Source organism: Lactobacillus sp. ESL0261, assembly GCF_003693025.1.
Taxonomy (GTDB): Bacteria; Bacillota; Bacilli; order Lactobacillales; family Lactobacillaceae; genus Lactobacillus; species Lactobacillus kullabergensis.
The window spans coordinates 370901-393418 of record NZ_REHN01000006.1 but is presented as its reverse complement, the minus strand read 5'-3'; the positions used below and the strand labels follow the sequence as shown (position 1 = coordinate 393418).

General features: G+C 33.4%; 23 protein-coding genes. 17 read left to right on the top strand and 6 right to left on the bottom strand.

Translation table 11 applies throughout. The annotated features are described in order from the left end of the window. Positions 1–5 precede the first annotated feature (5 nt). The 12 genes from pepT to F5ESL0261_RS05195 all read left to right on the top strand — a co-directional run bounded on the left by pepT (position 6) and on the right by F5ESL0261_RS05195 (position 9798). Positions 6–1247 (top strand): peptidase T, encoded by a 1242-nt coding sequence (gene pepT, locus F5ESL0261_RS05250; protein ID WP_122052418.1) that lies wholly within the window; start codon positions 6–8, stop codon positions 1245–1247. Between the two features lie 330 nt (positions 1248–1577). Next, complete coding sequence (locus F5ESL0261_RS05245) at positions 1578–2465, top strand: ABC transporter ATP-binding protein (RefSeq protein WP_122052417.1); 888 nt, start codon at positions 1578–1580, stop codon at positions 2463–2465. A 5-nt stretch (positions 2466–2470) separates the two neighbouring features. Further along, the gene (locus F5ESL0261_RS05240) at positions 2471–3226 is read left to right on the top strand and encodes an ABC transporter permease (RefSeq protein WP_122052416.1); all 756 of its coding nucleotides are present in this window, start codon (positions 2471–2473) and stop codon (positions 3224–3226) included. 18 nt (positions 3227–3244) lie between these two features. Beyond that, positions 3245–4009: an ABC transporter permease gene (locus F5ESL0261_RS05235; RefSeq protein WP_122052415.1), complete on the top strand. Its 765-nt coding sequence runs from the start codon at positions 3245–3247 to the stop codon at positions 4007–4009. Positions 4010–4085: 76 nt separating this feature from the next. Then, on the top strand, positions 4086–4439 hold the full coding sequence (locus F5ESL0261_RS05230) for a GntR family transcriptional regulator (RefSeq protein WP_045928105.1): 354 nt from the start codon (positions 4086–4088) through the stop codon (positions 4437–4439). Between the two features lie 11 nt (positions 4440–4450). Then, positions 4451–5155 carry an ATP-binding cassette domain-containing protein gene (locus F5ESL0261_RS05225; protein WP_045928104.1) on the top strand — a complete coding sequence of 235 codons (705 nt, stop codon included), beginning with the start codon at positions 4451–4453 and terminating at the stop codon, positions 5153–5155. Then, positions 5155–5964, top strand: a complete 810-nt coding sequence (locus F5ESL0261_RS05220; protein WP_122052414.1) for a hypothetical protein — start codon at positions 5155–5157, stop codon at positions 5962–5964. Before F5ESL0261_RS05225 ends, F5ESL0261_RS05220 begins: the two co-directional genes overlap by 1 nt. Positions 5965–6009: 45 nt before the next feature. After that, complete coding sequence (locus F5ESL0261_RS05215) at positions 6010–6846, top strand: hypothetical protein (protein ID WP_122052413.1); 837 nt, start codon at positions 6010–6012, stop codon at positions 6844–6846. 51 nt (positions 6847–6897) lie between these two features. Further along, a complete protein-coding gene (locus tag F5ESL0261_RS05210) occupies positions 6898–7737 on the top strand; it encodes a hypothetical protein (protein WP_122052412.1) in 840 nt (279 codons plus the stop codon). 149 nt (positions 7738–7886) lie between these two features. Beyond that, a complete protein-coding gene (locus tag F5ESL0261_RS05205) occupies positions 7887–8252 on the top strand; it encodes a GntR family transcriptional regulator (protein WP_122052411.1) in 366 nt (121 codons plus the stop codon). Then, complete coding sequence (locus tag F5ESL0261_RS05200) at positions 8252–8959, top strand: ABC transporter ATP-binding protein (protein ID WP_122052410.1); 708 nt, start codon at positions 8252–8254, stop codon at positions 8957–8959. Before F5ESL0261_RS05205 ends, F5ESL0261_RS05200 begins: the two co-directional genes overlap by 1 nt. Next, positions 8959–9798: a hypothetical protein gene (locus F5ESL0261_RS05195; protein WP_122052409.1), complete on the top strand. Its 840-nt coding sequence runs from the start codon at positions 8959–8961 to the stop codon at positions 9796–9798. The genes F5ESL0261_RS05200 and F5ESL0261_RS05195 overlap by 1 nt, the downstream gene beginning before the upstream one ends. Before the next feature lie 297 nt (positions 9799–10095). Here F5ESL0261_RS05195 and F5ESL0261_RS05190 read toward each other — a convergent pair whose 3' ends face one another. Beyond that, positions 10096–10287: an LBP_cg2779 family protein gene (locus F5ESL0261_RS05190; protein WP_034979071.1), complete on the bottom strand. Its 192-nt coding sequence runs from the start codon at positions 10285–10287 to the stop codon at positions 10096–10098. Positions 10288–10343: 56 nt separating this feature from the next. Beyond that, positions 10344–10922, bottom strand: coding sequence for a signal peptidase I (gene lepB / locus F5ESL0261_RS05185; protein WP_034979074.1), 579 nt, complete (start codon positions 10920–10922; stop codon positions 10344–10346). An 85-nt stretch (positions 10923–11007) separates the two neighbouring features. Between lepB and F5ESL0261_RS05180 the strand changes: the two genes are divergently transcribed. From F5ESL0261_RS05180 to F5ESL0261_RS05165, 4 genes are read left to right on the top strand one after another with little or no spacing between them, the layout of a single operon-like run. After that, the gene (locus F5ESL0261_RS05180; RefSeq protein WP_122052408.1) at positions 11008–11760 is read left to right on the top strand and encodes an SAM-dependent methyltransferase; all 753 of its coding nucleotides are present in this window, start codon (positions 11008–11010) and stop codon (positions 11758–11760) included. After that, a complete protein-coding gene (locus tag F5ESL0261_RS05175) occupies positions 11750–12724 on the top strand; it encodes a hypothetical protein (RefSeq protein WP_122052407.1) in 975 nt (324 codons plus the stop codon). Before F5ESL0261_RS05180 ends, F5ESL0261_RS05175 begins: the two co-directional genes overlap by 11 nt. Next, positions 12708–14090 carry an RsmB/NOP family class I SAM-dependent RNA methyltransferase gene (locus F5ESL0261_RS05170; protein WP_122052406.1) on the top strand — a complete coding sequence of 461 codons (1383 nt, stop codon included), beginning with the start codon at positions 12708–12710 and terminating at the stop codon, positions 14088–14090. Before F5ESL0261_RS05175 ends, F5ESL0261_RS05170 begins: the two co-directional genes overlap by 17 nt. A gap of 14 nt (positions 14091–14104) precedes the next feature. Further along, positions 14105–14890: an HAD family hydrolase gene (locus tag F5ESL0261_RS05165; RefSeq protein WP_122052405.1), complete on the top strand. Its 786-nt coding sequence runs from the start codon at positions 14105–14107 to the stop codon at positions 14888–14890. A 58-nt stretch (positions 14891–14948) separates the two neighbouring features. Here F5ESL0261_RS05165 and fni read toward each other — a convergent pair whose 3' ends face one another. Genes fni through mvk form a run of 4 tightly spaced genes read right to left on the bottom strand, consistent with a single transcriptional unit; the run spans position 14949 to position 18967 of the window. After that, positions 14949–15965, bottom strand: a complete 1017-nt coding sequence (fni, locus tag F5ESL0261_RS05160) for a type 2 isopentenyl-diphosphate Delta-isomerase (RefSeq protein ID WP_122052404.1) — start codon at positions 15963–15965, stop codon at positions 14949–14951. A 9-nt stretch (positions 15966–15974) separates the two neighbouring features. Then, positions 15975–17057, bottom strand: coding sequence for a phosphomevalonate kinase (locus F5ESL0261_RS05155; RefSeq protein WP_045928093.1), 1083 nt, complete (start codon positions 17055–17057; stop codon positions 15975–15977). A 36-nt stretch (positions 17058–17093) separates the two neighbouring features. Then, positions 17094–18053, bottom strand: coding sequence for a diphosphomevalonate decarboxylase (gene mvaD, locus F5ESL0261_RS05150; RefSeq protein ID WP_122052403.1), 960 nt, complete (start codon positions 18051–18053; stop codon positions 17094–17096). A 5-nt stretch (positions 18054–18058) separates the two neighbouring features. Next, positions 18059–18967: a mevalonate kinase gene (gene mvk / locus F5ESL0261_RS05145; RefSeq protein ID WP_109586286.1), complete on the bottom strand. Its 909-nt coding sequence runs from the start codon at positions 18965–18967 to the stop codon at positions 18059–18061. Between the two features lie 75 nt (positions 18968–19042). Here mvk and F5ESL0261_RS05140 point away from each other — a divergent pair, with 75 nt between their 5' ends. Continuing rightward, positions 19043–22516, top strand: a complete 3474-nt coding sequence (locus F5ESL0261_RS05140; protein ID WP_122052402.1) for a PD-(D/E)XK nuclease family protein — start codon at positions 19043–19045, stop codon at positions 22514–22516. Positions 22517–22518: the final 2 nt, after the last annotated feature.

The following is a 22518-nucleotide window of genomic DNA, read 5'->3' as shown; positions in this document are numbered from 1 at the left end:
AGACAATGAAATATCCAAATTTATTACCTAGATTTTTAAAATATGTCAAAGTTAATTCACGCTCTGATGAGCACTCTGATCGTTTTCCTTCGACAAAGCGACAAGAAATTTTTCAAAAAGAATATATTCTGCCTGACCTGGAAAAATTGGGTTTATCTGATGTGCATTATAATCAAAAATCGGGCTGCGTCATTGCTGAAATACCGGCAAATGTTGATTATGATGTTCCAGTAATGGGACTTTTAGCTCATTGTGATACTGCTGATTTTAATGCTGAAAATATCAGACCACAGGTTCACGAGAATTATGATGGGAAATCTAAAATTCAGTTGGGTGATTCACAGTTTTATTTAGATCCTTCCGAATTTCCTAATTTGAAAAAATACACAGGACAAACTATTATTACAGCTTCAGGAGACACACTTCTTGGCGGAGATGATAAATGTGGAGTAGCAGAGCTTGTTACTGTAGCAGAATACTTATTAGAACATCCAGAAATAAAACACGGTAAAATTCGCTTTGGCTTTACTCCTGATGAAGAGATTGGAATGGGCGCACAGCATTTTGATATTGATGAATTTGGAGCGGATTTCGCTTTTACCGTTGATGGTGGTGCTCCGGGTAAGTTAGATTGGGGTACCTTTTCTGCTGCAACCTTTACCCTTGATATTCAAGGGGTAAATGTGCACCCTTCTGTAGCTAAAGATCAAATGATTAATGCAATTCAGATTGGTATTAACTTTCAAAATCAGCTTCCGCAAAACGAAGTCCCTGAAAAGACTGAGGGCCGGGAAGGATTTTATCATCTAACCAATTTTACTGGTACGGTTGATAATGCTCAAATGGAATACATCGTTCGCGATTTTGAAAGAGATGGTCTGGAAGATCGTAAAAATAAAGTCAAGGCTATTGTTAATCAAATGAACAAAGAATTCGGGACTGAGAGAATTAAGCTTAACATGAGAGATCAATATTACAATATGGCCGATATTCTTAAAGACCATATGGAAATTGTTAACTTAGCTAGAAAAGCATATAAGGCTGAAGGACTCACGATCAATGAGGACCCGGTCAGGGGTGGCACTGATGGTTCACTTTTAACTTACAGAGGGTTGCCTTGTCCAGATCTTTTTTCCGGGCAAGAAAATATGCACGGACGCTTTGAATATACCGTGCTTGAATCTATGGCAAAAGCAGTAAATGTAATGATTAAAATGATAGAGTTGAATGCAAATAGCAACAAATAGTGAAACAAAAACGACTGTTTTTAATACATCTTATTAAAATAATTAAAAGCTTAAATCTTATTCTGATGGACATAATTTAACTTCTAAAAAGTTAGTAAAATTATGCACAATTAATAGAAATTTAAATCTAGGTACATAGGATTATTATCAAAAATGGTTTTATGTGCCTTTTTTATTTTTAAAGTTTTATATTGACAACTTGTGGAACACTTAAATTTTTCTAAGACAAAAGGTAAAAGACAACTTGCAAAAGTTAATTATTTATTTTATCATGCTAGTGTATTACTTATCTAGTTCACTATTATTATAAAAGAGAAAGGATGAGCGACTATGCAAAGTGCGATTGCACTACGAGTTGATAATGTTAGTACTTATGTGGGCAAGACAGTGCTAGTTAATAATGCTACTTTTGATGTTAAAGCTGGTGAAATAATCGGTTTGATAGGCCCTAATGGTGCTGGGAAAACAACTATTATGAAAACCATTTTAGGCTTAATGAAATTTAAAGGAAAAATAGAGGTCAATGGCAAAAATGTGTCTGAAAATGACCATCATGCTTTAACAATGGTTGGAGCATTAATTGAACATCCGGCAATTTACCCATTTCTTACTGGAATGCAGAATTTGACCCTTTATGCTCATGATCAAAAAGATATGGCAAACCTAATTTCCGAATTACAAATGGATTCATATATTAATAATAAGGCTAAAGGATATTCACTGGGGATGAAGCAAAAATTAGGCATAGCAATCGCCTTATTAAATCAGCCCCAAATTGTAATTCTTGATGAACCAATGAACGGACTTGACATTGAATCAACGATTCGAGTAAGAAAATTAATCAAAAGATATTCTGATCAAGGAACAGCTTTTTTAATTTCAAGTCATATTTTAAGTGAATTACAAAAAGTAATGACGAGAGTTGTCTTAATCTCCGGAGGACAAATTATATTGAATAAAGAGGTCAAAGAATTTGAAAAAATTAGTCACCAAAAATACCATTTGACTACTGAAAATAATAAACTTGCAAAAAAGATTTTTGCTGCTTACCAGATCACATTTACAGAAAATGAAAATTATTTGATAGTAAGTCAAAACGACATATACAAAATAGAAGATCTGCTATTTAACGAAGGTGTTCACTTAAAAGAAATTTTGCCGCTTGAAGCCAACCTAGAACGAATTGTAGTTGATGTCTTGGAAAAGAAAAGAGGCTAGACAAAATGCTTATAAGCTTTAAACAGGAAATCTATAAATTCAGGCATGAAAACATTGCTCTGTATGGTCTGATTATTCTCATTGTAACAATGATTTACAACTTTTTTACTAATCCTATTACGCGCCAATCCCTTGGCTACGGATTTGGTGCAAATGAGTGGATTCCTTTAATAGTTATTACCGTAGCATCTGCAATTTTTTCAATGGAATACAAGAATAACACGATTATCATGCTGGAGTATAAGACTTCAAGCAAGTTTCAAATTTACTTTTCTAAGTTTTTGGTTGTCTTAGTCTATAGTTTTCTCCTAACAGTGATTGCATTTTTACTTACCTTGATTTTAAGCATGTTCTTTAATAATGTCAGATATGATTGGTTAGTTAACAAAAATGGTAATAATCTTTTAAATGATCTGGTAACTAACCTGGCAGGAGCATTGATTTATTCCTTTTTTAGCATTGGCTTATCTTTTATGCTCATTATGCTGGTTAAAAATAACGCTGTAGTAGTTTGTTTTGGAATTGTACTAGCATTTTTTGGTGCCAGCTTTTCCAAAGGATTAATGCAAACCTTTCCCTATTTTATAAGTACTATTAAATGGAATTTTTTAAATATGATTTTTATTTCCCAGCAATTATCAAATCCAAACCTTAGCTTAAAATCGAACTTATCAAGTGTTGAACTAATTATAGCCAATATCGTTTACGGCATAGTTTTTATGGTTCTAGGGTATTATCTATTCAAACATCGACGAGTATAAAGAGAGGAGATTACTAAAATGATTTTTAGTATTAAGCAGGAATTATATAAATTAGTGCACCGCAAAATTACTTGGATTGCATCTATCATATTATTTTTTCTAATGCTTATTGCCGGTTTCGCTTTAGCAGATGAAAGTAAAAAGCTAATTTTAACATTAACTTTTGATTCTTCTGATTTTATCATGTTTATCCTAGTGATAGTAGGTGCCACCTGTTTTTCAATGGAATTTCAAAACAATACGATTTTAACACTCTTATATAAGGCTTCGAATAAAATATATGTCTACTTATCGAAGTATATTGTTTTGTTCTTGTACGATGTTTTTCTGCATTTGCTAGCTCTTTTTTATACCATTTGTCTGCGTTATACCATTTTTAATTATCGAGTTAATTGGTCAGAACTTTATCTATACCATCAGCCGGTATGGCTAAACATGGTAACTGCTTCTCTAATAGATTTAGTAACTACAATGTTAATTATTGCTATTGTTTTTTTACTCTCGTGCCTAATTAATAGTAGTGCAATTGTAATTACAGCAAGCCTGTTAGTGACATTCATAGGTCAAAACATTTCTTCCGACTTAATGAACGGGGGCAAGTTTATAAGCATTATGAAATGGAACCCTTTTAATATGGTGGACTTAACCCGGCAATATGGTAATTATGGCATGTATGTTTTAACTACCCACCTGAATAACCAAGAGCTTTTAATGGGTAGTCTAGTCTATATTCTTATTTTTGTGATTACCGGCTATTTAATCTTTCGCAGAAAAAGATTTTAAGTAAGTAATTGCATAACTTTTAAGTTTATTGTAATATTATAGTGTATTATAAATGTAATACAGTTAGAAGAGAATTATGAATTTTAAAGACAGTTTGCCTATATATATACAAATAAAAGAATATCTATGTCGCCAAATAATCACCGGCAAGCTTGAGCCAAATCAGATGATACCTTCTGTACGTAATTTAGCAACGCAGTTAACAGTGAATGTTAATACTATTCAAAAAGCGCTTAGACAAATGATTAATTCCGGTCTTCTGGTTACTAAAAGGGGAGAGGGTAATTATGTTACTAGCGATAAAAAATTATTGGAAAAAATCAAAAGAGACATGATCGTTGCTGAACAACGTAAGTTTGTTCAGAACATGAAAAGCATAGGAATCACGCCAAAACAAACTCATCTTATTTTGGCTAATCATTTAAAGTAGGGAGTAAAAAAATGGATAATCTTTTAGAAATTAGAGATTTAACTTACAAGAAAAATCTGAAGACAATTTTAAATAATATCAACTTAAATTTACAACCGGGGAAAATAGTAGCACTTTTAGGCGAAAACGGTGCTGGTAAAACGACCTTAATGAGGGTAATTAGTGGGATGGCTAAAAACTATCGTGGAACCGTTAAACTTTCTGGTGAAAGTAAAGAGGCTCAACGAAAAGCCCGACTATCATTCACTGATAGTCTGACGGGCTTTAACAACTCAACAAAAATCAAAGATATTGTTAAATTTTATGAAATCATTTATCAAGATTTTGATGGCAAACAATTTGAGCAACTTCGTCAGTTTATGAAATTAGATTCTGAAATGCGATTATCTGAGATGTCAAAAGGAATGCGAGAAAAATTAATTATTGCACTTGCATTTTCGCGCAAAGTTGACCTTTACCTATTGGATGAACCCTTTTCTGGTATTGATGCTATGGCTCGTAAAAAAATTATTAACTCAATCATTTTATGGAAACCAGAAAAATCAACAATTCTCGTTTCAGATCACTTTGTGAATGAGATCGCTAGTATGCTGGACGAAATAGTCATTATCAAGGACAAAACCATTTATGCTCATAAATCAACTGAAGAGATACGAGAACATCATAAGAGTGTTGAAGACTACTATGAAGGCTTATACAATGCGGAGGATGAATAATGGTCATGTTTAACCATTTATTTGGCAAACTTCTTGAAAAAAAAGCCAAATATGTTCATCTTCTAGTTGTCCTGCAATTTATTAGTTCTCTGGCATCAGCTTTTTTTACTTATTTTAGTTTTTATTCTGGCAGGTTTCACTTAAATTTGAACAATAACCTTGAATTTTTTCCAGGATGGATGGCTCTATTTGCTTCTTTTACTTTCTTGTTTGGACCTATTTTATATATTTTAACTGTCGTTCAGAATGAACGCTTAAATAGAAGTAAGACATGGCGCCTAGCACCAATCAGCGATGGCACGTTTTATATTGATAATATCTTAAGTTCATTTGTTTCTCTAATCTATTTTGTCTTTTTAGATTTTATCATTGCGCTTGGATTATTCTTTGTATCTATTTTTACCTATCCCAAATTTGGCAAAAATTTGCGGTTTGAACTCAATTTAGATACTGACACATTTCTTACTTTTATTTGTATTATACTGTTGGTAATTCTAACTGCTCTTTTTATTTATTTTTTGGTTAGTTTCCTTAACTTTTCCAGTCAGGCAATTTTAAGTTTTTTACCACAAGCGTCAAGTCATATTTTAATTTCTTTTATTCGTATATTCATCATTATCATATTAATGGGACTGATTGTTAAGCTATATAGAGTATTGATAAACTCTTTTGTAAATCTTTTTTTACTAAAAGCTACTGATCTTGCGGGATTAGAATATGTTGTAGGTATGATGTTTGTTGCTAATTTAATAATGCTTGGCATCAACGTCTTTTTAATCAATCATTTCTTTGAAGCAGAAGAGAAGTAAATCCTAATATTTTTTACAATATTTTCGTAGTAGGGAGGAAAGAGTATGACCTCATTTAAAAGTTTGTTTGGCAGATTCTTTGTAGAAAAAGCAAAAAATGTTTATTCATTTTTAATAATTCAAACAGTTGGTGCTCTTGCATTTTCTGTTTTTGGTCTGCTAATTGGGACAGGTAAGATAAGTGAATTTTTAAATTCTTATACTGAGCTTTTACCTGACTGGTTAATGGGCTTTTGTCTATTAGGTGTCTTTTTTGTCATTTTCTTTTTCATTTATATTATTGTTAAAAATGAAAAGATTAACCATAACCAAACATGGCGTTTAACTGCAATCAGTGACGAAAAATTTTACATCGCTAACAGCTTAAGCACATTTGCAACATTTGTTTATTTCATTATTCTTAACATTATTGTTGCTGGTATCTTGCTAACTGCTTCATTTTTTACAGACAAGGCTTTTCGTAATTCATGCGAAAGAATGTTTAAACAATTTAGACCAAATTTTGAACCGAATACAATTCGTTTTATTTTTGATATCATGCTACTCTTACTTTTATGTTGCTTTTTTATTTCGTTATTGATCAGCTTCTTAAATTTTTCAAGTAAAGCCATCATGGATTATCTTCCTGTAGCTTCAAGTGGGTTAATTGTCAAACTATTACATATTTTTATTGTTATCGTAATAGCCCTACTTTTTACCAAAGCAGAAAAATTTTTTGTCGATCAAGTTTTAGGCAGCCTTTTGAATTTTTTAAACTTCAATCCGGCTTATAACAACGCTTTACCCTATGTTAATGTAATTGTTGTAGTTGTTAATTTAATAATGTACGTTATTAATATCTTTTTATTTAAGTATTTCTTTGAAGCAGAAGAAAAAAAGTAGCTAGTAAAACAATATTTGTCACCAGTTAGAAATGAAAATAAGGAGTCCAAAATGGCGGAATTTAGCAGGTTATTTAACAGATTTTTTAAAATTAAAACAAGAAAATTACACATTATACTTTTTTTTCAATTAATCGCAGCATTAGCATGTGCCTTTTTTACTTATTATGAAGTTACAAATTGGCATATTCAAAAAAATCTAAAAAATAATGTCGGTCTGATACCAGAATGGACATTATATTTTGTCATCTTAGCCTTTCTTGTCATATTATTTGTATTCATTTTAACCCCTTTGCAAAGTGAAAAATTTAATCGAAGTCAAACCTGGCGGTTAGCTGGAATAAGTGACAGCCAGTTTTATCTTGATAATGTTTTAAGTACATTTGTATCTTTTATTTACATGCTTGCGCTTGAAGTAGTTGCTACAGTTATGCTAGGGTTCTTATCTTTTTTGGTTGATAAAGATTTTCAACGAGGACTTCATGATTTCCTAATGGATCTGCATCCTAATTTTGATTACAATGTTTTCTGGACTGTAATTGGTACGATTGTCTTAGCCATTTTAAGTTGTTTCTTTTTATATTTTGTTATCAGTTTCTTTAACTTTGCTAGCCAGTCCATAATAGATTTTGTACCCGCCAACGTTAATGGAGCACTTGTAAAGATACTCCATTTATTCATAATTTTTGTACTGATCTGGTTCTTTTTTAAAATTCAACATATATTTGTCTACAAAATTCTTTTGTCAGTATTTAATCCAGCTAATTACGGACTTGCTTATTCTAGTGATTTACCTTTTGCAATTTTGTCAACCACAATTTGCAATCTTATTTTGTTGGGCAGCAACGTTTTCTTATTTAATCATTTTTATGAAGCCAGTGAACGTAAGTAGGTAGGCAATTAAGAAAAAATTACTTTTACAATTTTGTAATTTCTCACAAAAAAGCAAGTTATTACAACAATTAAAAGGTTTGCGGAAAAAATAAATCTGGTTTATGATAGTGTATTATAGGTGTAATACGGCCAAAGGATGGTGGACTTGTGGAATTTAAAGATAACATTCCCATTTACTTACAAATTAAGCAATACCTATATCGACAAATAATTACCGGCAAATTGAAGCCCGGTAAAAAAATTCCTTCCGTGCGTGAACTGGCAGTGCAACTCACTGTAAACGTCAATACGGTACAACGTGCTTTACAACAAATGAACTTTGAAGGCATTTTGTATACCAAGAGGGGAGAAGGTAATTTTGTCACTGAAGATACTACTTTACTTGAAAAAACGAAAAGGGAATTAATTAACGCTGAACTAGACAAATTTGTTCAGAGTATGAACTCTTTAGGGGTTTCTGATGAACAAATTCTCAAATCTTTAACTGAATATCTTAAAGAGGAGCATAAATAATGGGCAATCCCTTAGAAATCACAGACTTAGTTTACAAAAAGAACCAGAAAAAAATTATTTCTGATTTAAATTTAACCCTTAAACCAGGAATAATTGTTGCTCTTTTAGGTGAAAACGGAGCGGGCAAAACTACTTTAATGCGAATAATTAGTGGCGTAGCTAAAAACTATCGAGGCACTGTTAAAGTTGCAGGTTTTGCCAAAGAAGCTGACAGAAAGGCACATCTTTCTTTTACTGATGGCCTGACAGGATTTGCTAATTCAACTAAAATCAATGATATCGTCAAGTTTTACCAAATTTTATACCATGATTTTAGTCTAAAGCAATTTGAGCAGTTAAGAAAATTCATGAATTTAGATTCTGACATGCGCTTATCTGAAATGTCTAAAGGAATGAAAGAAAAGCTGGTAATTGCTCTAACTTTTTCCAGAAAAACAGATTTATATCTTTTGGATGAACCCTTTTCCGGCATTGAAGCTATGGCTCGCAAAAAAATTATTAAATCGATAATTTTATGGAAGCAAGAAAAATCCACTATTTTAGTTTCAGATCATTTCGTCAATGAAATAGCTGCGGTTTTGGATGAAGTTGTTATTATTAAAAATAAAACTGTTTGTATGCAAAAGTCGACTGAAGCAATTAGGGCTGATAATCAAAGTGTAGAGGAATTTTATGAGAGTTTTTATCAAAGAGAAGAGGATGAATAATGGCTATTTTTAATCGCTATTTTACGGTGCTTTTCAGATTAAAAACCAAATGGATTTCTCTTCTGTTAATTATCCAGACCGTAGCTTCATTTGCGATGTCGTTTTTCAATTTTAATAACGGCCATGTATACATTAATAGAACTATTTTTTCTAATTTCTTCACCTTATGGCTGACCATTTTTGTGTTATCAGCGTGGCTTTTTACCGGAATATTTTATTTAACCACCTGTTTACAAAACGAACGTGTCAGTGGCAATCAAACTTGGCGTTTAGTACCAATTGATGATAAAAAACTGTATTTCGATAATGTTTTAAGTTCGTTTGGTGCAATGCTTTTCTTTGTGATACTCGAAATAATTTGCACATTAATTTTAGGCGTTGTTACTTTTACTTTTGATAGTCAGTTTCATACTGTCACAATCGAAATGTTTGCTGATATTGGACGGCATTTGCAACAAGTTGACCTGGAAATTATGTTTAACTTCTTTGGTGCGATCATGATGGCTATTCTTTGCGCATTTTTTGGTTACTTCATTATCAGTTTTTTAAATTACTCCAGTCGCGCCCTTTTGGATTTCCTTCCTCAAGCTCTCAGCAAAGCTTATTTTCGGGTAATTGCAGTGTTTGTGATTATTTTAGTTGCCTGGCTTGCAATCAAAGCCAGTAACATTGGCCTACAAATAATTTCATTTCCATTTAGATTTATGGTGGGAGAAACCACAGGAACAAATGATGATTTGGCTTTAGCTCTAATTTTAATGCTTGTAATCAATTTACTTTTTTGGTTTTTGGATACAATCCTTTTCAATAAATTTTTTGAAGCAAGAGAAGGAAAATAAATTAAAATATACATATTAAAAGACGCCAAAAAGTAATTTTTAGCGTCTTTTTAACAGTCAAAAAAGACTCATGATACAAACAGCAAAAATGCCAACGCAAATAAAAGACAAAAGGCAATGAAAGTCAAAGCAGAAATTTTCTAAGCTTTAAGATTTTTGCTTTTTCTTGAGATGATAAGAGCTATTAAACTGATCAAAAGCAAGATAATTTCTATGACTAACATTTTCTAAAATCAACAAAAATAAAAGCCCGCAATGAAATAAGATGCATTGCAGGCTAAACTTATAAATAACTTTTTAATGATTTGCAGCAAGGTAATCGTACAACTGATTAATTTCTTCAGGAGTGAATTCGCCATCGCCAGTTTTCATTGAGTGAATTTTTTCAACTGATAAGTGACTTGCGAAAGCCAAATCCGTATCAGTAACATGATGTTTTACTTGAAAATCGATAATTGCATCGGATAATTCTTCTAACTGCTGATTCATAATAAATTCTCCTTTACAATTTATTTTAGCGGAAAAATATTAAAATTCAAAGGAAATTAAAAACCCTGAATTTTATTAAATGGCCAGTATCTGAATTTGACTTTACCAATTAAATTTTGTCGTTTTACAGGACCAAAAATATGTGAATCCTTAGAAATATCACGGTGATCGCCCATTACCCAATAATAGCCTTTTGGAACCTTATATGTGAAATTTGTTGTATACGTCTGCCCTTGAGCATTATTATCCTTTTTGAAATGATTTTCAAGATATGGCTCAGGTAAAAGCTTTCCGTTAACATACATTTTATCATTTTTTGAAACAAGCTTATCACCAGGAAGACCAATTATTCGCTTGATGTAGTATGCTCCTGGGACATCATTTGCTGCCTTGGGTGCGAGCAAAACAACAACATCATTACGCTTAGGAGTAAAATTACGCACAGCAATCAAACGATCATTATCTTCAAAAGTCGGTTGCATAGACGGTCCAGAAACTCTATCATTAGAAAGTACAAAATGGAATAAAACATAGAACACACCTAAAATAACTGCCATCATTATGACAACATCAAGAATAAATTTACCTAAGCTTTCTTCCTCTTCGTCTTGCTTTTTTGTTACTTTTTTCGCCATAAAATTTTTCTCCTTTATTATGTTACCTTTTATTATAACTGAAATCCTTCAGTTTGAATGTTAAAATCATTATAGGTATTTGATAATGACAAATTTTTTAAGTAAAATTAACCAGTTAGATCAAGAGCTTAATATTGACCCCATACATCATCAAGTAAAGGAAATTAGCGATATTGTTTCTGTTGTGAGCCAAAAGCAAGTTTTAAGGAAAACTCCAGAGAAACTGGGCTTTTTGCCAGATAAATCTGAAGAAATATGTGCTGGTCTTTCGCAAACTGATATTAAGAAATTTAAGTCTGCTAATCAGTTAATCAACAATTTAAGACAATTTTTGGCAATTAATTTTGGTGTTTGGTCACTTCCTAATTTGCAGACAGCTAATGCAATTAAAGAAAGTTTAAATATTAAAACCGGTTTGGAAATTATGGCAGGCAATGCATATTGGAGCAAAGCTCTCTCTGATGTAGGCGTTGAAATGACAGTCACAGATAACTTAGATTGGTCAAAAACTTCAAGCACTGGCTCAAGGCAATTTATGACAGTCAGAAATTTTGAAGCTGCTAAGGCCGTTAAGATATTTGACAATGTTGATCTAATAATATGCTCCTGGGCTCCCAATTTTGGCAATAGCGACACAAATGTTGTTTCAACATGGCAAAAAATGAATACAACAAGCCGTCTGCTCTTCATAGGAGAAAAAGGCGGAGCGACCAATTCAGCAGCTTTTTGGCAAAAAGGATTAATACATCATTCCCCAGAATTAAAACAGATTAATCAAACTTTTCACAGTTTTGATTTTATTAATGAACACATTTTTGAGATAACACATGAAATTTAAAAAAATCATTTTAATTATTATTATATTTTTATCTTTTTTAGGTATAGGCAGTATGTTGTCAAATGTTCAGTCTCGTGAAGCGAACCAACTGCTTGAGGCATATGGTTTAAGCAACAATACTCGCTATATTGAAGTCAAAAACAATCAAGAAGTTAGAACTTTCTTGACCTATTTGAAAAAAAGATATCCTCATAATAAAATTCAAGTTCATATGACATCCAAAGCCAAGAAAAATCAAACTCTCGTATGGTCAAATCATAATGTGCTAAAACTACCGACTGAATCAGGAAGGTACTTCACAAAAGATGACTTTAAAGGTCAAGTTTCTTTTGCTGTACTTGGTTTAAACGCAAAAGTTCCGACTTTAAAGGCGCAAGGAAACGAGTATGTTTACATAAACAAAAAATATTATACGGTTATAGGAACTTTAAAGCATTATCGTCAAATGAAGCAAAACGGCTATTATTTGACTGCTAGTCCGAAACAACCAACTGGCAAATTTAAACTGCGTGATTATCAGATCATAATCGACAGTTCAAATAAAGTAATTCAACAAATCGCTAAGCATTATGGAGTAAAAGCAAAAACACCAGTTTTTGTCAAAAATCATCAAATACATCAGTTTTCAATTATTCGTGAAATTTTATTTATCTTAATTTTTTTGTTAATTGCTTCAGCAAGTAATATAATTTTGGCATTTATGGATTGGAAAACAGTTCAGCAGACAAATTTGAAGGGCAGTCTACTACACAATTGGTTAATCAATCATGGGATTAGAATTTTGCTTGTAGAACTTGTAGTTAGTTTTGGTGCATATTTCTTTTTGATCTCGCGAAAATTCGTTTCCAAGCCACAACACTTAATTTGGCTTTTAATGACAAGTTGGGTAATAATTTCTATTTTTTACGCCTTAAGCATTCTGCACTTATTACGAAAGGAAAAAAATAATGCCAAAACTGCCTGAAGATTTCATCAAAAAATATACAAAGCTATTAGGTAAGAGTAAAGCTGACCATCTTTTTAAAGCAATAAATGAAAATTCTAAAAATGCTTATCGAATCAATTCATTAAAAAAAAATCAAACCCTTTCTTATGATCATAATGAAAAAATTCCGCTAATACCAAATGCCTATTATGGCAAAATAAGTGGAAAAGATCCTGAATGGGTGAGTGGGATAGTGTATTCACAAGAACCTGCTGCAATGTTTCCAGCTTTTTTTCTTGATGCTCAATCTGGAGAGAAAATTCTTGATTTATGTGCAGCTCCCGGTGGCAAAAGTACTGCAATTGGCGCACAACTAAAAGGCCAGGGGTTCTTGCTGGCAAATGAAATTTCGCTTAGTCGAGCAAAAATACTACGCGAAAATCTAGAACGTTGGGGAATAACAAATGCACTAGTCACAAGTGAAAAACCAGAAAAATTAACAAAATATTTTTCACAGTATTTTGATAAAATATTGGTTGATGCTCCATGCAGTGGTGAAGGTATGTTTCGCAAAGACCCTAAAGCTATTGAATATTGGTCACAGGATTACGTGCTTTTTTGTCAGCAAAGGCAAAAAGAGATCTTGTCTGCTGCAGTTCAAATGCTTAGGCCAGGTGGAGAACTAATTTATTCAACTTGTACTTTTGCTCCAGAAGAAAATGAGCAAATAGTTTCTTGGCTAACTAAAACTTTTGGTTTTACAATATTGCCACTAAAAATAGATGAACAAAATATTGACCATGGTCATCCAGAATGGTCAGATAATAATATTGAGTTGGCTAAAACTGCACGATTTTGGCCTACTGCCAATATTGGAGAGGGACAGTATGTAGCAAAGTTAAGGTTAGAAGGAAAAAAGAATGCCCAATCTTCTGGTTCGACAAGTAAGAAGTCAGATCATAAGAAGCAACTTAAAAGTGCTTTAACCAAATCTGATATGCATTTGATTTCAAGCGTGCTAGATAGATTTAATTTACCATCTGCAATTGAAAACTGGCAGTTTAAATGTCAAGTTCATAATAATCACGTTTTTATTCCCGCACTAAGCACTAATTCTGCTTCCCATCTTAAAATTTTATCCAATGGTATTGAGTTGGGTATTCTAAAGAAAAAACGCTTTGAACCTGGACATCAACTGGCTATGGTCTTAGCAGCACAAGAGCAAAATAGGGTAATTGACTTAGGTAGCAGTAATTATTTCAAATATTTGCATGGAGAAGCTATCAGAACTGATTCAGATGAAACTGGATTTATTCTTGTCAGCTTTAAACATTTTATTTTAGGCTTTGGCAAAGTAAGCAATCATATTATTAAAAACTATTATCCCAAAGGATTACGAATTTAGAGAAAGAAAAAAGAATGATTAAATTAATCGCTACTGATATGGACGGAACTTGGCTAACTGACCAAAAAACTTATGATCGAGAGTTATTTTTGCAAGAATTCCAAATAATGCAAAAAAGAGGAATAAAATTTGTAGTTGCAAGTGGAAACCAATTTGAAAATTTGTACTCCCGATTTCCCCAAGTGGCTAATCAGCTTTATTACATTGCTGATAATGGGGCACTCGTAGCTCAAGGCAGGCAAGTAATTCATGTTGAGTGCCTTTCTGAAGAAGACTGGCTCACGATTTTACAAATCATCCAAGAATATGATGAAAAAGTAACGGTTTCTGGTCTTGCAAGTGCATATATTTTAAAAAGTGATGGTCCTGAATATGCAGAAGATTTGAAAAAATATTATGAAAAACTGACAGTTGTTGAGAATTTTAATCATCTGGATGATCAAATTTTTAAGGTCACTTTTGACGTTCCAGAAAATAGAATGGTTAAACTTTTAGAAGAACTTAAGCGGAAATATCCGCAAATTGGTTTTGTTTCCGGTTCAGCGACATCAATAGATATGTCGACAAAAGGCATGAATAAAGCACGAGGTTTGCAATATTTGGGCAGCAAATACAAGATTAGTCCAAAGGAAATGGTTTCTTTTGGCGACAGTGGTAACGATGTGGGAATGTTAAAATATGCAGGCAGTAGTTATGCTACTGGAACAGCCCTTCCGAGTGCCAAAAAAGCTGCCAACCACATTATAGGATCAAGTAATGATAGCGCTGTTCAAAAGGAAATATGGCGTTTATTAAAGTAAATTATTGTCAAATAAAAATGAGTACCAAGATTTTTAAAATTTCCGTACTCATTTTTATTTATAATAACTGATCGATAATAGTTTTTAGTGAAAAGTCATAATATTTATCAATCTTGGTTAGACCAGAGAGATCGTTTTGACCGTAAATTGCAAGAAGACAGGCAAGTTCATATTGCCATTCTTCAATAAGGTTTTGCAGGTAATCTGCATCATGCTTAATTAATGCCTGTAAAAACACATTAGAAATTCCGACAAATTTTCCACCTAAGCAAAGCCCCTTAAAAACATCTAACGGGTTGCGTACACCACCGGAAACAGTAAATTCAACTTGCTCTTTGGCTGCCATTAAACTCGAAATAACGGTAGGTAAGCCAATATTATTTAAATAAGAAACATTATTAGTATTACGTGCATTTTCTATCTGAGCAAAATTAGTTCCGCCACTTCCTGCGACGTCATAAAATCCAAAGCCTTTATTTTTTAATGAACGAATTGTGTCTCTGTCTAGTCCAAAACCGACTTCTTTTATAATAATTGGAACTGTCACTTTCTGACGCAGCTCTTTTAAGTTATCAAGCCAATAAAAATCTCGATCTCCCTCTGGCATAGCTATTTCCTGTACCACATTTAGGTGTATTTGCAATGCATCAGCTTTTAACTCTGTCACAATCTTTTCAGCTTGTTCGGCTGAAGTCTTTGCATTAACATTTGCTATTAGGGCGCCATCAGGATCTTGTTGCCTTGCAATCAAAAAGCTATCTAGTAAATCAGGTTCTTTAGTTAAAATACTGGCAGAACCTAATGCTAAAGCAATATTTGTTTTTTTGGCTATTCGACCTAATTCTTTATTAATCAGATATGATCTGCGAGATCCACCAGTCATAGCATTAATGAAAAAAGGGGCCGCAATCTTTTTACCAAATATTGTAGTTTGTATGGTTCGGAGATCAACTTTAGTTTCTGGTAATGCAGGGCGTACTAAGTGCATTTTATCAAAACTATTTGGTTTTTCATTTTGATAAAATTTTTGTGCCAAATCCAAATGCTCTTCTTTACGATTAGATCTAATTGACATAATTTTCCCCTAATCAACAACCCGAATTTGGTGTACACGAAAGTCCAAAGGCATTATACCGTTTTGCCGCCATTTATCTTCAAGAAAAGCAGTATCTGTATTCCTGTCTGCAATTACTATGCCACAATCTCCGTTGCCAGCACCTGAAGTTTTAGCTGCACCACCAAATGATTCTGCAATGTTAATTAGTTTAGAAAGACGCGGTATCTCAATAGCAATTTGATTTATTTGCGCAAAATGCTGCAGAAGCTTACGGTTAACGCGAATTTGTTTTTTGATTAACTGAATATCATTATGCTCAAATCCGGCAATCATTTTGAGAACACATTTACGCGAAAGCCTGATAAATTCCTGGTATTGACCATTTAAAGCGGCTTTATTGGCATTAGTTTCATCAACTAGTCTTGAGGTGGATGCAGGTTTTTGACTCCAACCAATCATTAATTTAAGACCAGCAGGAGGGGTCAAAAGCTGAATTTTCAATCCAGGCCAAGCCTCATTCAGTACTTCAGATAAAGATTTGTGTGCTAATTCATCAGCAAGCCATTGCTTATCAAAAGTTTGAAAAGCAATCCAGCCACCATAAACACTGGCAGCAATATCACCCGCTGAGCCATTACCTTGCACAGAATAATGCGAAATAGCTGACAGTTTATAAACTAATTCGTTACTGAAAGGCACATTATAAAAACGCAGTATTGCTTTAACTGTGGCTACAGTCACAGCAGCACTTGAACCTAAACCATACTTTTTGCCATCAGAAGAATCTAGATCAGAATTAACATATAAATCATATACTTTCATCTTGACTTTTTGCTCTAAACAAAAACGTTCCGTGTAAGAAATGGCGGCCAAAATATATTCAAAAGGATTATCACGGTTGTCGATTACCATTTTGGCTCCCCGTCTGACCCAATGAATCGAACTTTGAGAATATTGTTTAGAATGGATTAATCCAGTTCCTGATTTTGACTTAATAATTGAAACACGGATAAACTGGTTAACTGCGACTAAGATAGCGGGACAATCCTGTTCCAGTACCGCGTATTCACCAGCAATGTATAATTTTCCGGGTGCTTGTTCTGTTATCAAAAGAATTAAATCTCCTAATCAATTAATTTATATTAATTAGTTCAGACATGAAATACCTGGACCAAAACTTGCATTTATTATGTTAACATTATGAAATTCGGATACAAACCTATTAGTAATATCTTTTACATTTTTTAATTGACTTAAGATTTTTATATTAGGTCCGGCATCTATTGTGAAGTAACATTCTATACCCTGGCTACGCAAATCAGCTATAAGTTTGATTGCTTTAATAGTTGCGGGTTCAAAATATGTGAAACCAGGTTGAGCAGTTAAATTGACTGCATGCATCTCACAAGCATTCAATTCTGCCAAACTGCCAATAGTTGAAAAATCATTTGCTTTAATTGCTGCAGTCATTTGTTCCAATTCTATTTGGTTACGCGCAATCCAAGGCATAAAAAAGGGCGATGTTTGGGCCTGTTTCATCCCTTGAGTGGAAGACAAATCTTTTTGCTGGTTATTCAGCTCAACCACAAGCAATCGCAAATCTATGTCAGGCCTTTCATCTAAAGCATAGGCATAAGATGATTCATCATCGTTTCCTTTTTGCCAAATGGCGAAACCACCGTAAATTGACCTGCTGGCTGATCCTGAACCTAAACGAGCCAAACGGGAAAGTTCAACAGAGGACAAATTAAAACCATAATGTAGGCAAAAAGCTCCTGCTAAAGCCGCAAATGCTGAACTAGAAGAAGCTAATCCTGCAGCTGTTGGAACATGATTATATGATTCAACTTTTAATTTGCCGGTCACAGCAAATTTTTTTTGCAGTAATTTTAAAAAAGAAAAAACACGGCTGCTGCTTTGTCCATTTTGTTTGACACCATTTAACCAAAATTGATTTTCTAAACTATCTGAAATCTTGGTGTCAGTATAAAATTTATCAAGTGTCATTGACAAGCTAGACATCAAAGGTAAACGTAAACCTGAATCTGCTTTGCCCCAATATTTGATCAACGCAATATTTGTATGGGCACGAACTGTTTTTTCCATAAAAATTATATTTCCTCAATCCAACTATTCGTAGCTATTTTTTGACATTTATCTGCTATTTTGACAGCATCTTCATGATTTTGACACAAGGCAATTACAATTCCACCGAGTCCGCTACCAGATAATTTAAAACCTAATGCACCATTTGCAAGAGCAATTTTTTGCAAATGATCAATTTTTGCGGTTGAAAGGCTAAATGAATGGAGTATCTCTTGTGCCCGATTAAAATATGAACCTACCTTTTCAGCGTCTTTTTTTAACCATGCTGATTTAGTTTCATCAGCCAGTTTGCCTAATTCCTTGATATTTTCTTTTACAACGGGAACATTTACTATCAAATCCTGAACTTGACTAACTGCTTTTTTAGTACTTCCTAATTCACCAGTATCCATTATAAGCAAAGTTGCGTCTAGTTTAACTTTTAGCGACTTCGGGCCATCTTTTTGATTAAAAAAAACCAGATAATCTGAATTAACAGTTGCAGCATCAAGACCTGATGCTTTACCGTGATTAATCATTTCAGCATGGTTAGTAATTTCCATTATTTCTTTTTCAGTTAATTTAAGTTTGAAGTAAGCATTCATTGCTCTGGTTGTAGAAAGAGCAACTGTGGCGCTTGAACCTAAACCACGTTCTATTGGAATCTCTCCTGTATAAGTTATTTTCAGAGTTTCATTACTGGCAGCTTTTGTCAGCATAGTTTTAACAACATATTTTAGTCCATCATATTCAGATGGAGACATAAAAAAAGGCCCTTGATAATGAGCCGTATCCATCCACATTTGTTCTGCCGGTTCAACAGTCGTTTTAATATGCAATGATTTGATTGGCAATGCTAACGCATCATAGCCATAAACTACTGAATGTTCACCGATAAGAATAACTTTTCCGTGTGCTAAAAAACTTGATTTCATTTTATTTAAGATCCTTATTGTTTGTAAAAAAATTTGGTTCCTATGCTAAAATAATGACAAAGGAGAAGAGAACAGATGATCAAAATTCTAGTCGGTCGGCAAACCGATCCCATGCAGGAAAAAATTTTACAGGAAGCAGTACAAAATTATCAGCACTTTCCTGATCATAAAACCTTTGTCATTGTTCCCAATCACATTAAGTTTACCACAGAAGTCAGAGCAATAAATAGCTTGGCTACCAGGCAAAACCATATCGAGCAATCTGTCAAAAACCTGCAAGTTTTATCATTTTCACGTTTGGCCTGGTTTTTCTTAAAAGATGCAAAAAAGGGCTTGCCAACTGAACTTGATAATGCAGCTGCAGCAATGCTTCTTGCAAAAATTGTTGATCAAAAGAAAGATCATCTGCACCTTTTTCAGACTACTAACTTGAATCCGGGTTTAATAAAGCAATTATATGATACAATTCTGCAAATCCGCGAAGGCAATTTGAATCTTGATGATATCGATCAAGATGCTCTTGAGCTTGAAACCAAAAATAAGATCTCTGATCTTAAAATTATTTATTCAGCATTCATTAAAGCCATCACAGGTAAATTTTCTACCTCAAACGAGATACAGCTGCAGTTAAATGAATATTTAGCTACACAAAAAAATTTAGATCAAGCAGACTTTTACTTTAGCGATTTTTCTCATTTTTCTCTTCAGGAATGTCTAACCGTCAAATTATTGATGACCAAAGCCCATAGCGTCACATTGGCTTTTAAAACGCAACTGGGTGAGATTAATCCAAAAGCTGAACCAGGAGATTACGATTATGTCATTCAAACTACTATCAATAAACTATTACAATATATTAAATCTCATAATTTGCCACATCAAATATTAACTACAAACATTAATCCCAGACCAACTAAAAGAGAGTTGCTCAATGAATTTTGGACTGGAGACGTAAGCAACATTGGTGATCTTAATCAAGTCCAACTCGTGCGTGCAGATAACAGATATGCAGAGGCATATTACGTAGCTCACACCATTTACCAGCAGGTTGCATTAAGACACTACCGCTACCGCGATTTCTTAGTTCTGGCACCGAATCTGCATGAATACGAGACATATTTAACTCCAATTTTAAGACAGAATCAAATTCCTTTCTTTAATGATTTACAACAAGAAATGAAGTACCATCCTTTAGTGGTCTTAATTGAAAACATCGCTCAGTTATTGTCGAGGCCTTTTCAGACCCAAAATTTCCTGGCCATAATGAAAACCCGTTTAATAATACCCGACTGGTATCAAGACGAAACTGCTTATGTATATGATGTTGACCAATTGGAAAATTTTGTTCTCGCTCATGGCATAAACCATAATTTATGGCAGAGAAACTTTGCGGATTATATGGCAGCCGAAGTCATAGGATTAGACAAAATTCCCGAAGAAGTAAATAAAATAGAAAAATTAAAAGAATATTTTATCAAACAAATTACGCAGCTTTTTAACAGTTTAAAAGAAGAAAAGGATAGCCAAAAAGCTATTACAATATTTTTTAATTTTTTAACTATCAATGGAGTCAATGAAGTATTAGAAAAATGGCGTGCTGATGCCCAAGCAGATGGTGCTTTACAAGAAGCCCGGCAGTCAGAACAAGTTTGGGATCTTTTAATTAATCTGCTACATGATTATTTGTTAATTAACCCTGATAATTTTGATCCAGCAGGCTTTTTTGCAGTACTGATTAACGGTTTTAAGGAAGCTACTTTTTCTCAGATCCCAGCCACTTTGGATGCTGTAAATTTATCCGAAATGGGTATTGTTCAAGTCAGTGGCTACAAGCAGGTTTTTATTATGGGGGCAACGGTTAACGGCTTACCACAAATACAGAATACTCCCGGCTTTTTAAGTACAGAAAATCTTGCTGAATTAAAAAAAGATTTTGGCGAAGACTCTTATATTGAAGATAGGCAGCAGCTAAGTAACTGGGATCAAAACTACCAATTTGGTAATTGTTTGGCTTTAGCACAGGACAAAGTTTATTTGTCGTATTGTTTAGCGACTGATGAGGGTAGTACAGTACAGCCTTCAATTTATTATGAAAGGTTTAAAACTGCGGGTGCACCAGAATTTTCGCAACACAATTTACCTGAAGAACTTAGTCAGTTATTATCTTTTATAACCAATCCACAGGCAAGTTTAGGATATCTAAGCTATCTTAATCGGGCGGAAAATAATATTGATGTTAAAGAATTGTTAAAGCTAACGGCTGAACTTTTACCGCAAAAAACAGCTAAAGTTATAGCAGGAAGCAATTTTATAAACGAACCACAAAATATCGGTCCTGACCTGGCACAAAAATTATACGGTTCAAACCTCAATTCTTCTGTTTCTCAGCTGGAAACTTTTTATGAAAATTCATACGAATATTTTTTGACATATGGTTTACACCTTCATAAAAGATTTGAAAATGAATTGGATGCTATACAAGCTGGCAATTATTTCCACGAAACTTTTGATCGCTTAGTTAAGGAGCTAAATGACCGCTCACTCGATTTAAAAGAAATTGATGACGAAACACTTAATCAGTTACTTACAATTGCACGTACAAAAATGAAAAATGAGGGCAGATATCAGCAATTATTAAATGACCCATTTAATGAGTTTTTATTTAAGTGTCTTGATAAAACTACCAGTAAAGTAGCAAGTAACTGGCACCATGCAGTTGCAAAAACTCCATTGCGTGCTAAATATTCAGAGTTAAGTTTTGGAAAGGGTGAACAGGTGCAAGGACTTAACTTTAAAGTGCCAGGCATAGAAGGTAATCATTACGTTAATTTAAGGGGAAAAATAGATCGGGTTGATTTGGCTCAGGTTCCTGATCAAAACGGATTTATTGCTCAAGTAATCGATTATAAGTCCTCCGCTAAAAAATTTGATCTAGGGTTATTTTACCAGGGTATTTCTTTACAAATGGTTTCATATCTAGATGTGTTGATGCAAAACCACAAATTCTTTGCTGGTTCTGACCCACTCTCACTTTTAGGTGCTTTTTACCAAACGGTTACCAGACAAACTGAAAGGCTAAATAGCAATAAGTTGTATGACAGTAATTTGCAGATCAGAGATGCCAACTTAGACGGTCAAATTAAACTTAAATATACTGGTTTAATTAATGATGACCAGCTATTAATGCTCGCGGCTGAGCCTGACTTAAATAAACCACGCAGTACTTCTTCCATTTATGCCGGAGTCAGTTCTACAAAAGATGGAACTTTAAAGTTTGGTGGCAGTTATTTCAATAGTGATGAACTTGAATTATTGCTGAAATATGACGAAGAGCTTATTAAAGATGCCTCCAGTCAAATTTTAGCAGGAAAAATAAAGCTGAATCCCTATAAATATGGGAATGGAAAAAATGCCTTAACTTATTCAGACTTTCGTGATATTTTCTTTTTTGACGCCATGTTGAAAGAAAATAAGTATCATCAAGTAGGGAGCCTGAAAAGGGATGAACTACTGGAAAAGATTAAAAAACGGCTAAAGGAAGGAAATTAAAA

What these genes read in the sequence shown, in the direction of transcription:
- pepT (WP_122052418.1), top strand. Translation starts at nt 6, where the DNA reads ATGAAATATCCAAATTTATTACCTAGATTTTTAAAATATGTCAAAGTT.
- F5ESL0261_RS05245 (WP_122052417.1), top strand. Translation starts at nt 1,578, where the DNA reads ATGCAAAGTGCGATTGCACTACGAGTTGATAATGTTAGTACTTATGTG.
- F5ESL0261_RS05240 (WP_122052416.1), top strand. Translation starts at nt 2,471, where the DNA reads ATGCTTATAAGCTTTAAACAGGAAATCTATAAATTCAGGCATGAAAAC.
- F5ESL0261_RS05235 (WP_122052415.1), top strand. Translation starts at nt 3,245, where the DNA reads ATGATTTTTAGTATTAAGCAGGAATTATATAAATTAGTGCACCGCAAA.
- F5ESL0261_RS05230 (WP_045928105.1), top strand. Translation starts at nt 4,086, where the DNA reads ATGAATTTTAAAGACAGTTTGCCTATATATATACAAATAAAAGAATAT.
- F5ESL0261_RS05225 (WP_045928104.1), top strand. Translation starts at nt 4,451, where the DNA reads ATGGATAATCTTTTAGAAATTAGAGATTTAACTTACAAGAAAAATCTG.
- F5ESL0261_RS05220 (WP_122052414.1), top strand. Translation starts at nt 5,155, where the DNA reads ATGGTCATGTTTAACCATTTATTTGGCAAACTTCTTGAAAAAAAAGCC.
- F5ESL0261_RS05215 (WP_122052413.1), top strand. Translation starts at nt 6,010, where the DNA reads ATGACCTCATTTAAAAGTTTGTTTGGCAGATTCTTTGTAGAAAAAGCA.
- F5ESL0261_RS05210 (WP_122052412.1), top strand. Translation starts at nt 6,898, where the DNA reads ATGGCGGAATTTAGCAGGTTATTTAACAGATTTTTTAAAATTAAAACA.
- F5ESL0261_RS05200 (WP_122052410.1), top strand. Translation starts at nt 8,252, where the DNA reads ATGGGCAATCCCTTAGAAATCACAGACTTAGTTTACAAAAAGAACCAG.
- F5ESL0261_RS05195 (WP_122052409.1), top strand. Translation starts at nt 8,959, where the DNA reads ATGGCTATTTTTAATCGCTATTTTACGGTGCTTTTCAGATTAAAAACC.
- F5ESL0261_RS05190 (WP_034979071.1), bottom strand. Translation starts at nt 10,287, where the DNA reads ATGAATCAGCAGTTAGAAGAATTATCCGATGCAATTATCGATTTTCAA.
- lepB (WP_034979074.1), bottom strand. Translation starts at nt 10,922, where the DNA reads ATGGCGAAAAAAGTAACAAAAAAGCAAGACGAAGAGGAAGAAAGCTTA.
- F5ESL0261_RS05180 (WP_122052408.1), top strand. Translation starts at nt 11,008, where the DNA reads ATGACAAATTTTTTAAGTAAAATTAACCAGTTAGATCAAGAGCTTAAT.
- F5ESL0261_RS05175 (WP_122052407.1), top strand. Translation starts at nt 11,750, where the DNA reads ATGAAATTTAAAAAAATCATTTTAATTATTATTATATTTTTATCTTTT.
- F5ESL0261_RS05170 (WP_122052406.1), top strand. Translation starts at nt 12,708, where the DNA reads ATGCCAAAACTGCCTGAAGATTTCATCAAAAAATATACAAAGCTATTA.
- F5ESL0261_RS05165 (WP_122052405.1), top strand. Translation starts at nt 14,105, where the DNA reads ATGATTAAATTAATCGCTACTGATATGGACGGAACTTGGCTAACTGAC.
- fni (WP_122052404.1), bottom strand. Translation starts at nt 15,965, where the DNA reads ATGTCAATTAGATCTAATCGTAAAGAAGAGCATTTGGATTTGGCACAA.
- mvaD (WP_122052403.1), bottom strand. Translation starts at nt 18,053, where the DNA reads ATGGAAAAAACAGTTCGTGCCCATACAAATATTGCGTTGATCAAATAT.
- mvk (WP_109586286.1), bottom strand. Translation starts at nt 18,967, where the DNA reads ATGAAATCAAGTTTTTTAGCACACGGAAAAGTTATTCTTATCGGTGAA.
- F5ESL0261_RS05140 (WP_122052402.1), top strand. Translation starts at nt 19,043, where the DNA reads ATGATCAAAATTCTAGTCGGTCGGCAAACCGATCCCATGCAGGAAAAA.